The 12482-nt window shown below is 33.3% G+C and carries 9 protein-coding genes; all 9 read right to left on the reverse strand.

Translation table 11 applies throughout. The annotated features are described in order from the left end of the window. Positions 1 to 626 precede the first annotated feature (626 nt). The 9 genes from DXC51_RS18340 to DXC51_RS18380 all read right to left on the reverse strand — a co-directional run bounded on the left by DXC51_RS18340 (position 627) and on the right by DXC51_RS18380 (position 12482). Positions 627 to 1994, reverse strand: a complete 1368-nt coding sequence (locus tag DXC51_RS18340) for a hypothetical protein (RefSeq protein WP_181970137.1) — start codon at positions 1992 to 1994, stop codon at positions 627 to 629. Between the two features lie 780 nt (positions 1995 to 2774). Further along, entirely contained in the window at positions 2775 to 3833 is a 1059-nt protein-coding gene (locus DXC51_RS18345; protein ID WP_117545121.1) for a pyridoxal phosphate-dependent aminotransferase, read from the reverse strand. 28 nt (positions 3834 to 3861) lie between these two features. Next, positions 3862 to 5202, reverse strand: a complete 1341-nt coding sequence (locus DXC51_RS18350) for a Gfo/Idh/MocA family oxidoreductase (RefSeq protein ID WP_117545177.1) — start codon at positions 5200 to 5202, stop codon at positions 3862 to 3864. A gap of 30 nt (positions 5203 to 5232) precedes the next feature. After that, positions 5233 to 6693, reverse strand: coding sequence for a GNAT family N-acetyltransferase (locus DXC51_RS18355; protein ID WP_117545122.1), 1461 nt, complete (start codon positions 6691 to 6693; stop codon positions 5233 to 5235). 24 nt (positions 6694 to 6717) lie between these two features. Beyond that, entirely contained in the window at positions 6718 to 7644 is a 927-nt protein-coding gene (locus DXC51_RS18360) for a LicD family protein (RefSeq protein ID WP_117545123.1), read from the reverse strand. Further along, positions 7645 to 9075 (reverse strand): oligosaccharide flippase family protein, encoded by a 1431-nt coding sequence (locus DXC51_RS18365; protein WP_117545124.1) that lies wholly within the window; start codon positions 9073 to 9075, stop codon positions 7645 to 7647. Then, the gene (locus DXC51_RS18370; RefSeq protein WP_117545125.1) at positions 9075 to 10274 is read right to left on the reverse strand and encodes an O-antigen ligase family protein; all 1200 of its coding nucleotides are present in this window, start codon (positions 10272 to 10274) and stop codon (positions 9075 to 9077) included. The genes DXC51_RS18365 and DXC51_RS18370 overlap by 1 nt, the downstream gene beginning before the upstream one ends. 10 nt (positions 10275 to 10284) lie before the next feature. Beyond that, entirely contained in the window at positions 10285 to 11340 is a 1056-nt protein-coding gene (locus tag DXC51_RS18375) for a glycosyltransferase (RefSeq protein ID WP_117545126.1), read from the reverse strand. Between the two features lie 44 nt (positions 11341 to 11384). Next, positions 11385 to 12482: a glycosyltransferase family 4 protein gene (locus DXC51_RS18380; RefSeq protein ID WP_117545127.1), complete on the reverse strand. Its 1098-nt coding sequence runs from the start codon at positions 12480 to 12482 to the stop codon at positions 11385 to 11387.

A 12482-nucleotide genomic window follows, 5' to 3' on the forward strand; every position in this document is an offset into this window, starting at 1 on the left:
GGAAACCGGGTACATACCAATTTACTACAATACACAGTTATATAGACAGTCTCTACAATTCGTGCTTGTAAAGTACAATAACAGCACGGCTATTTTGGTATGCTCCAACCTGACATTAGATCCAGCTCTTATCATTGAAGCCTAAGCACACCATTTCTAGATTGAGTACATGTATATTGCCTTGGTAAATGCGAACTGAGATATAAACCAGTTAATCAGTTTAAATTTTTCTTTTGTGATAGTTGAGGCATGGTTTTTGATGCCATCCACAGGATTTTCAGTAGTTGCTTCAATGTAATGCTAAATTCCATATTGTCATCACTGACCGCAATTCCATTCCACTGCAACTGCTGTGTTGACCAGCACTCAAATATCCTTCCTTGTAATTTCTTTATGTATAATGCCAAGGTTATCCGGCATTACCTGCTGATTCAGCTTATACTCAGCATAATCCTCATTGCTTAACAGGCCAATTCAACAGAGGTTCTCCAGCCCATTGATTTCCTTATTCAGTCGCTTACACAGTTTGCTGTCATTTACAATTGCTTGAATTCAGTATTTACGATCGTAATCATGCTCACTTGGTTCTTTTGATGTATTTTCTATACAGATCTTCCTCCCTTGCTTTACCTCTGTTTTTTGTTCAGTGCCTGTATCAGCAGCTCCACCTGTGTACCTGTCAAAAATGGAGTCTTAATGGTAGATGCCCAATAAAAATTTCTACCAAGTATATTTTTGATTTCTGTTGGAGACAATGCCGGTAACTCAGCTGCATTTCCAGAAAAATTCCTCGGGGTAATCATCTCTACCTTCCTATAAGCTTCATCTTTGTCAGCATTAGTACACTCATCCGTCAAAACTTTTCCTATCGCAATGACGCCTCTTCCTTTGGAATAAAACAGTGCGTAATCCCCCTTGTTGAAAGAATGGATGTATTTTTTTGCGTCTCCATATGCAGATATTTTGTTCTGTGTTATCATTTCACCTTCATTCTTGTTGGAATACGTTCTGTTGGTATCAAACATAATTCCTTTGCAGCCTGCAAACTGAATCTTAGAATTCTCTAACTCAGTCAGAAATTTCACCCAATGTAAAACACTCTCCGGAATGATATGAACTTTCGCCGGATCTGTTGCAAAATTGAATATCGTTTCTGCTTTCACTTCAAACACATTCTCATATTTATCTAAGTTGTCAATACGACCCTCTGTAGTCAGCAGGTATGTTTCGCCCTTCAATGATGCGTAATTTTCTGCATCCAAATTTACCGTTCCCTTTTTAGCCTGAATATAAATATGCTTTCTGTTTGTATCCTGTGGGTCAATCAACACACATTCATAGTTTGGAGTTGAAATCTTATTAGTTGAAGGAATACAGATATAGCCCTTTGTATCATAAAGCCACAATGCCAGTAAATCCTCTACATCTTCCGGTTGCAGTAAATTGTAAAAGCAGCCTTCTGACAAAGATAAGTCCGGACTCGGATACATATACATGTCTCGATTAATATCATGCACTTTATTGTAAAGCAGCTGGCTATATTCTTCCACGCCTTCTTTGTTCACTCTTTGCAATGTAAAACCTCTGATAAATGCTGTTGCTATTGCCCCTGGCACTGCTTCCTCATCTGCCGTATCAGACGCTGGATACCAATCAACGTTTGTCAGCTGATTTGCTGCATCAATGGCTACGGCTGACTCATTAAAATTCCAGACGCTATCCGATTTTACTCTTGCAATGTAATACTTTCCTTCCCGCGTCCGCATCCAAAGTAAGTCTTTTACTTTTACATCTTCTGCCATACGGCAAACACTATCAAAATTCTTATACTCCGTTTTCGCAATTTTACAGTAATCTTCAAATTTCTGTATTCCTGCTCGGTCTGCCTGAGGTAAATCGCGCAAGCTCCACCCCATTGCCGCAACATGATTTTGAATGCAATATGATGCTATGTTGGCACCACCTGTGTTTACCTGTAGTCTCCAAACAGCCATTCATATCCCTTCTCGAATTGTCCTAATTTCATTAGTTTATCACGTCAGTACTGTTTTTTCTGAATTATTTACGGCAATTTATCTTTATCATGTAGCCGTGTCTGTTATCTTGAATACACTCATAAGCCCTTATTCCACATGCAAACTGTCTAAAGAAGGACAAACCATCCTTGCGAAATAAAAGGTTATCTGGATGGATGTCAAGGTACGTGTAAAAGTGTTATTCAAACTATGGATTCAGATCCCAGATGTTCTCCAGCATTTCATAGAATTCTTTCTTATAGTGACTACTGTTGCATAGTTTAGAATATTTATAACCAAACAATGTGCAAAATTACATATTTCCACGTCGTTACCACTGGCGGGCCCGGAAGGACTATCTGGTATTTGCCAAAAGCAGATACATACAACCATAAAGAAACATTTTTCCTATGTACACAGGGATATCGGGCACCTGGAAGATTATACCAGGGACATCCCAACGCTGTTAACCATCTATAAAGTGTATGAACGTAAATGCCAAACCATGTGCCTAACTTCTATCGCGTTATCTGTATTCGTGTCAAATCTTTTTTAGATTCAGAAGCGAATACTTTCTGTATTAAACTGGAGTTTTGCAGATATGTGATTTTGACCGCTCCGTGTAGTCTGAAAACAGCTTAATCAGTAGACACTAAGTAAACAAGTTTTTTTGTTATAACATGAAAGCATCATTACTGGACAACAACTTATCGCAGGCGAGCACAACAGGAATCATATGATATAAATAAATTACATACATTATTTGTCAAATTCAAGTAATGCATCCATAAACTGTTTCATGTACCTTTTTTCGCCAATGGAAACTCTTAAACAATTTCCAAACTGACCAACATTAGGATATGTCTTTATAAGAATCTTCTTTTCATTCTTCATTCGATCAACAATCGTTTGTGCATCCGTTTTAGGCTTTATAAAGATAAAGTTGCCAGCCTCTCCTTTGTGCTGATATCCATTTGCATCAAGAGTCTCAACAAAATACGTTCTTCCTTCTTTAAACTTATTAATTAAGGAATCTAACATTCCAGGTGTAGTAAGTATCGCTTCCGCAAATTTCATTGCAAACGCATTCGTATTATGTGGCGTACACATTTTTTGAACCATTTTAACGCCTTCTGGCCAACCTGCTACATATCCTAAACGACATCCCGCCATTGAAAAGAGTTTTGAAAATGTTCTTGTAACAAATATATGTTCTTCATACAACGCATACCGGATAAACGTTTGAGGGTAAAAATAGTGGTATGCTTCATCAACAAGAACCGTAATCTGTTTTTCTTTCGCAACAACCATAATCTGCTTGAATTCGTCATTTGTATATACATTTCCTATAGGATTATTCGGATTGAGTAGAATTAGAAGTTGAGTATCATCTGTTAATTCTCTGATAATATTATTAATATCCATACTTAAATCTTCGTTATATGGAACCTTTACAAAATTTCTGTCATACATCTCACAATAAACCTGGAACATAAAGTATGATGGTACTACTCCAACAATTCTTCCATTTTTAGAAGTAAATGCTTGAATAATATAACGAATACCTTCAGCGGAACCATTCACTAGACATATATGCGAAATATCTGTTTTAAGATAATTAGCAAGTACTTCTGAGAAATGAAGTGTTTCTGGATACTGGGCAACAAATTGTGGTGTAACTGACTTTAAAACTTCCTTGATAAACTCCTGCGGAAGTCCACCCGGATTTTCATTAAGATCAAGTCGTAGATAATCTCTTCTTTCATTTTGATCAAAAATACGATATAAATTTTCTATATTTTTATTGAGATAATACATACTTTATTCTCCTCTCCAAATTTTAAGTTTATATTTCAGTCACATCAATATTCATATAGAAATCATCTATCACAGAGGCAATAGTTTTTGACACATTTTTATTTATATACCGAATTATTTTACCATTATCAATCGCTCTAACAAATGCTACTAATTCATAGCGTATACCTTCACCCTCCAACTGGTAAAAATATCTTCTATTGTTAGAAAAATTCTCATATCGAATTTCAAAATAATCTGTCTTCCACCAAGGTGCGGGAACATAAATATACCCTTTAGTACCAGAAATAATTAATTCACCTTCAGACTTTACGCCAATACCAACTTTAATTGATGCAACAGATTTATCATAAAGAAAGTCAATTTTAGTAAAATCATCAAATTTCTTTTCACTATCAACTAAATGAGTATAGATATGTTTTTTTCTATATTCTACTCCGAGTATTTCAAATATTGGAAGCATTGCTGTAGGCCCCCAGTCGCAAATACTATTCCATATAGTATAACTACTAAGTTCATCCTTATTTAAATTTCTAAGACTTGTACATGTCGCATCAATAGAAACAATATCACCGATTCTCCCACCTTTAGCTAATAAAACAAGACGAGAAAATGCTGTATTATAAGCGGTTTTTATTGCTTCCATTAAAATACACTTTTTCTGTTGAGCAAGTTCAAATAGTTCTTTGCATTGCTGTTTGCTCATTGTCAAAGGCGATTCACACAAAACATGTTTTCCTTTCAGTAACGCCTGCCTTGTGTGCTCAAAATGTTTTGTAGGAAATGATCGAACATAGACAGCATCCACCTCTTGAAGAAATTTATCAAAATCATCTGTAACAATAGGTAGCATTTTTAATTCGTTTGGGATTTTATCTATCGAATCAGAGAATAATCCTTGGACTTTAATTCCGTTTACAAAAGAGCATTCTCTTACTACCTTGCAAAGGTATTGCGATTCGCCAATTATACCAAGACGCAGACTTCTCTTTTGTTCCCGTATTTCCGTACTAGAAACCCCTTCCGTCCGCTCTAGGTAGACCACCTTACAATACTCATTCAGATAATCAAATTTACCTATCCAATCTGATCCAACAGTAAAAATATCCACGTCATACTTTCTAATATCATCAATCTTCTGTCCTTCGTATTCTTCGACTATTATTTCATCCGCAAGTCCCGTTGTTCTTACATTTTCAATACGTTCCATGAGAGATTGCTGAACATTTATCTTCCCCCTTGTCTTATCAAAATCATCTGCGGTCACACCTACAATGAGATACTCCCCCAACGCTTTAGCTCTCTCGAGCAATCTTATATGCCCCTGATGGAGCATATCATATGTTCCATACGTAATTACTTTTACCACTGTCACACCTCGTTTCTTATTCCGTTATCATTAAACAAATGAAAAATACCATCGTTTTTCGTTTTCCTTAATTAACTTTCCATTACATTTTTCCATTACACGCTTTGATGCAGCATTGTCTTTATTAACTGTTGCCACTATTTCTGAACAATGTCCAATCTTTGCGATTTTAATCAGTTCATTAAATAAAACTGTGCCATATCCTTGTCCACGATATGATTCAGCAATTGCATATCCTATATTCCCTCCAGCCTCTCTTGACGCATTAGTTAATGCCCATCTAATTTTTCCAACCCCCACTGGTTTTCCATCAATATACAACCAGTAAATACTTTGTGGAACATAGCCGTTTGGAAGGTTCCAACCATTTGCGTATTCAAATTGAATTCTACACCATTCAGTAAACAAATCATAACTCATTCCTTTCACATCATTAGTGAAATCATTTTCTCTCTTCCCAATATTTTGAAGCATTTTATAGATTTCTATTCCATCAGCTGGCGATAACGGTACCAATATTCCGCCCGAGGAAAAATAAGAGGAGTTTGAAATCAGCTTTGTTTTCTCACAAGATTTAAATTCACTATATTTATACTTGTCTCGTAGTATAACCTTATATGAAGTATTAGGATCAAAATCAATTTTTCCATGCATTGCATCTCCCCTTACGAAGTTCCGCCATTCACCATATGTCTTAGTAAGAACCTCGTCATAATAACGAGGTACAGATACCTGTAGATATTCAAATGGTACAGTGATACATTCTTCTATCCATTCTCGTTTCCAGTAATTTCTTCTATTATTATTAAAAAGAAAGCTAACCAACCCTACCTCTCCACACTTGTCAAAACTAACCTTCCGAAAAATGTTATTTCGGATGATATCATAACGTTTACTCCCAATCAAACAGTATATTACTTTACATACATAATGCTTAACCTTAGCAATCCCATCAGTATTTTTATTAAATGCGCTCGTATATATTCTTCTTATAATCCTTTGCTTTTTTTCCTGACATCTTAAGGTATTATCATCACCAACTCCATCAATCGGAAAAATATCAATAAAAATGCCTTGATTATATGTATAATGACAATCTATATACCTGATATCAATTGCACTTGTTTCACTATTTCTTATTTGTACATAATCGATATTGCGTCCAGGATCGGTCAATGGAGTTTGAAGGAAAAATGGCTCGACTAGTTCTTCCTTAGCAATTTTGACAAACCTATCATAATCACATCTTGGCATTCCGACATCAATATCATCATCCCATGGAATAAATCCCTTATGTCTCATTGCACCAAGAAGACTACCTCCAACCATTAGATATTTAAGATTATATCTTTTGCAAATATCCATAAGAAGTTCTAACATTTTCAATTCAATATACCAGATTTTTTTCATTTCTATACCGATATAAGTATCACAGCGCACTTCCGGTTGGAGAAAATTTCTTATTGAATCTATTGTAATTTCTTTGTTCATTTATTCTTCTCCTAATACACTTTGTTATAACAATTCCAAAGATACATCTCCATCAAAATACCTTTTTAATATTGAACTGTTTTTGTAATCAGAATACGGTTTATCTGGATCATAAAATACAATAAAATCATGATGTATCCCTCTCTGTTCAATTGGCGGAAGTCGCATATATTCCCCATACTGCTGTCTTAAACATCTATCATTACCAATCGGGATATTTAATTTTATAAATTCATATTCATGTGCCACAGTCTCAATAACATCAGATAACAAATAGTAATGTATACCAAGTTTTGCATATGATGGAAGAGCTATCGTATCTACATAGTCTGTGCCATAGTTATTATATTTCTTATTATTCTTTTCATATAATACCCAAATAAAGCTTATTGGAAATAATCTTAAAATACTTATAATCAATCTTTTTGTTCCCCTAAAATCATTTTTTCTGTTCCAATTATTCAGAGCAAGAAAAAACATACTCGACTTCAATAACTGAATTTTTCTACTGACTCCACCAATTGTATTGTCAAATGGATAAATTTCAATAAAAATTCCTCCGCCTTCTGAACCTTGCCTGAACTCATCCACAAGTATTCCTGTTGTATTTTTATTACGTATTCTCAAAAGCGAACTAAAAATATTATCAGACAATACCCCATACTCTATGTAGTATTCATCAGGAAGTTCTTTAGGGGCAACTTCTTTAAATGTTTCAAAATTGTTTCGAAGCATTCCAATATCCAAATCATCATCCCATGGGATAAAACCATTATGACGGACTGCACCTATCGCACTTCCTCCAATCAAAAAATAGCTTAAGTTATATTTACTACAGACTGTACAAAACCATTGTGCAATTTTTAGCTCACATAACCAAACTTTCTTCCTTATGGAAGAAACCTGAAATTTATCTCTTATTTCATCGCAAATATATTCTTTATCATTCATTTACTTTTCCTCCATTATCCCCTTAAACTTCTCATTTTTATACAATTTCAACATAATAATAGCATTAATTATTACGAAACATATAAGAATTACAAATCTGCATATCATCATTTCAAGAAGCAAATAGGCTATCGCCATAAACACAAAAAGCAAGACTGATAAAACTACAATTACTAATGTTTTAAACTGCTGTTTACCCATAAGTTTCTTTGCCATCAAATAATGGAAAATAAAGTAGCAAATATAGCAAAACAATGTAGTGTACGCACCTGCTACATATCCATACTTCCTTATAAATATATAATTCAGAATAATATTAAGACCTGCTATACACGAAGTTGCCAAAGCTATATTCCATGTCTTCTTCAAATAATATTCCGTAGTAGATGGCAACAAATAGAGGAATGTAAAAAAAGTACATGCCAATAACGGAAGAACTACTATACGGGATTCATAGTACTCTCTACCGCTCAATATGAGCACGATTTCTGGTGCTACAAGCATAATTGATACAATCACACACCATATAAAATATATATACAATGATGAAATATTTTTTATCTGTTTGAATTGTTTCATTTCAACTTTTTCGTAATACCAAGGTCCATAGACGGTATCCAACGAATTGACAAGAATCTGAACAATAGTATTTATATTAAACGCAAAACTATATATACCTGCTGCTGATACACTTACCAGAGTACTAATCATTATTCTATCAAATTGAGATAATACTATTTGTGACAAACCGTGTGGTACAATTGGTAGGCTGTACTTAATTCCAAACTTCCAAAAGCTTTTATTAAATTTGGGTTTTTCTACTGAAAAAATTTTACTCAAAATATATACACTGATAATAACAAGCGGGGTAACACAACCGATAATCCTTGCCGCATACTTCATATCTCTGAATAGAGTTATCATTAATACTAATGAAATAAACACATTAGTTGCTGTATTAAAAAATGATATTTTAAGAAACGACTTATATCTATAACTTATGCTCAAATCTGCATTGTAAAACTGTAACAACGCACTACAATAACTATGTATCATCAGCAAATTAAGTACAAATATATTTAACCCCAATAGGGCTATCATTGCTTTTGAAAACACATTGACAATAACTAATGCGAATAATAGCATAATTATTGGAATAATAGAAATAGACGACACATAACTTCTATAATCATTACTAAATTCGTATTTAGCTCCTTTTAAGCTACTATGTAGTGTCACACCTATTAATATAACGAAAACTCCTTCATATGCCATATACACATTAAATAGACCATAATCAGAGGTATTCATAAGACGTGCAAAAATCGGCATTGTTAATAAATTTATACCTTTAAGAAAATAGTTTCCTACTGTATATCCCATACCAGCTTGAACAACACGATTATTTTTAATTTTCTTTAATAGTTTCATTACTGTTCCTTCAACGAGATCTTAGAATTACTATTCAATTGCTTAAATCCCCCAAAAATTAAGCACCAAATAATCCATTCAAATGATAGATCTTGACTTAATATAGATGAAAATGCACAAATCCCAAGAGCAACTTGACTCCATTTTTTTTCAGTCATATTTATAAAAAAACATGAAAAACCAATCATGGCAATCACCTCAATTACAATCCCGTACATCATCAACCAATTCAGTGGTGTAAATGTCACATTATAAGCATCAAAAATCCCGCGAGCTGCTACTCCCAGCAATGGATTGTTTCCTGACTTTTTCAATGCATAACTAATAGCATTACTTCGATCATAAAAGCTTCCGCTTTCCTTCGTTGACACAAACTTATTAAATACTCTTGTTCCAATAATTCCTTGATCCAATAGCACTAAAAAAACGATTAATAAAATTGTAACTATGATAAAAAAAGTAACTTTTTTATTATGTTTCTTTTTTTCTTTCGTTTTCGTATTAACCCTAAGAGCATATACAAAAAAAATAAGAACGAGTGTAATATAACCATTTGTTGATAATGTTGTAATAACTGCGACCGACAAAATTAAAACTTTGAAAACATTAATCTTTTCACTTTTAAATAATTCAAAAATAATTGCCAAGTTCAAATAGAACTGAAAAATTCCCGGTTCGTAAAAAATCCCAAAGTTTCTAAAGTAATCCCCCATGCTTACAGGAACAACTGTTAACCACAGATTAACAAATCGGGCACTTCCATATCTCCATGTATACGTAGGCATTCTATTAAATAGTTGCGGAGAAATTTTAAATAAAGAGTAAAGTACTACTGAAACAATTGCAATCAAAAAAATACACTTCTTATACTCAGCAATAAATTCATCAAAAGTCATACTAGTTACAGCTAGAAATGCAGCAGTTACTACAATTAAAACCCGATAATCAATTGATTCAAACGATTTATTAAAAAACATCGATAGAATAATTGTTCCAATAACAAACAAATATTGTATAAAAAACTTTTTTACAAATGATTTCGTTCCAAAGACATACAGCATTGCACTAAAAAATAGTAACATAATACCTGAAACAAACCCATTATACATTTCAAATAAATACATTGATGAACAAAACAAACACCCAAAAAATAATACTGTACATATGTTTCTTTGAAACAATGCTTTGTTAATTTTCATATTCCTCTTTTCACATCCCATACACTTTTTTGTATTTGTCTTTGAAATATTCTACTGAAAGGCTTTTTTTATAAGTCATTGCTTTTAAATCATAATTAAATTGAAAACCTAAAACTCTATTAATTACTTGCTTAAGATTCTCTACATTTTCAGCCTCGAAAGTGTATCCCAAATGATTCTTTGATATGATGTCTCCTATACTTCCATAATTTGTACCTATAATCATTTTTTCTTTACCTACTCCCTCTCCCAGCGGCCCACTAGCTCCATTGAAGGTCTTTCGGTATGGTAAAACAATAACATCCACAGCTTGAAAAGCCATTTCTAATTCTTCATCAGATAAATAATTTAAATACAAATGCACTCGCTCCTTGTAGCTGGCACTTAGTCGTTGAATTTCATCCTTTTTTATTTCGCATTCCTTCCCAGCAACTAGTAGTTCAAAGTTCCCTTCAACACTTTGAAGCGCCCTCAAAAGGATATCCAAACCTTTGTCATAACGTGTTCCCCCTATACAACCTAACACAAAACTTTCTTTCGCAATACTATAGTATTTTCTTGCAGTTTCTACATCTATATAGTACCCGAAAGAAAACTGTGGATATTCCACATGTGAAATGTTTGTAATTCCACCTTTCGTAATAGCATTATAGATAGCATCTGTATGGACTACGCCCATGGATGATAAGCGAAAGATTCTTTTCAAACTCAACATTCCTATTTTTCCCTTTTTTAGTGCATGAACTGTGTTAATCACTTTATACTTCCGCTTTAATCCTTCTAAGCCAAGTCCAAAATATTTATAGAAAACATCTCCATACAGAAAATGGACAACATCTGGCTGTTCTTTCTTTATTATCTTTTTTATTTCTTTTATCCATCGTAAATAAGCACCTAATTTTTTATTATAAAAATCCATCTTCGAAAACACATACTGCTTATTATCAAAGTCAGGTAATTTTTGAGGTAAGACAAGAATATTTTCTTTATTATTAATATTCGTCAAAGCACGCAAATACGTTAGATGGTGACCATCTGTCTCTATATCAACATATATTACTTTCATAATTTTTTAGAGCGTCCTTTTCATTAAAAATAAAATTATTTTTACTACTTATTATCTTCAAAGAAATCTTCCAATACTTGAATATGATTTTTGGCGATATTATCGATTATGTTTTTCTTCATTTTTTCGATATTGGCGTCAGCGATTTTTCTTCTTAATGCTATATTATCTCGTAGTAGCTTGATTTTTTCAACTAACGCATCTGTATCATCTACAGCAATGATGTAACCGTTCACACCGTTCTCTACTAACTCCACACCAGCAACACATCGATCCGTTGTTATGATAGGTAGTCCATTTGCCATTGCTTCATTAATAACTAATCCCCATGTATCACCACGTGTCATCAGCACAAACAGATCAGCTGCATTATAATATTCTCTTAATGAGTTCTTGTTCAAGAAATCAATAAAATGTACATTTTTCAAATTATGTTGTTCCTGATATCGCCTATTTTCTTCAGATGCCTCTCCACCAATTATATAAAAATCAATTAATACACCAATACGTTCAGCTGCTTTAAGTACAATATCAAATCCTTTGCACTCAATATGTCTGCCAACCGTCACTACATTGAAATTACCGATCATATTTATTTTCTGCTTTAGTATAGTTTTCTCGATATCCGTAAGATTCCTTTTATTTATTTCATCCTCATGTAATGAAGTAAAGTGGTGTAAGTGAATTCTTTTTTTTTCTACGCCATAATACTCGAAATATTTTACTGCTGACTGGCTTCCTGCAAAATACCCTTTTGCTCCTCTCATCAAATAATGCTTTAATATTTTCTTTAACAGATTGTGCTCTTCAATGTCATTACATCCATCGCAATTTACAAAAAATGGAACCTTTTTAATTTTGCAAAATACTTCTAAAATAATTGAATTGTAAAAACAATTATTATATATTATAATTGCGTTAAATTTCTCAAGATTTTTTATATCATTCCAGAACATTTTTTTACTTTTTTTATTATCCAAAATCTCACAATTAACAGAAACTCTAGTTAACCATTCTGCTGTTCTCTTTTCGTCCCACTGACATTCAAAATAAATTCTTGCTTCCCACCGCCTAGCTAAATCAGCAAACACTTCTGATCTATATGGAGCTGGAAATTCCCCTATTATCAAAATCCTTTCCAT

The organism is Eisenbergiella massiliensis, from assembly GCF_003435485.1.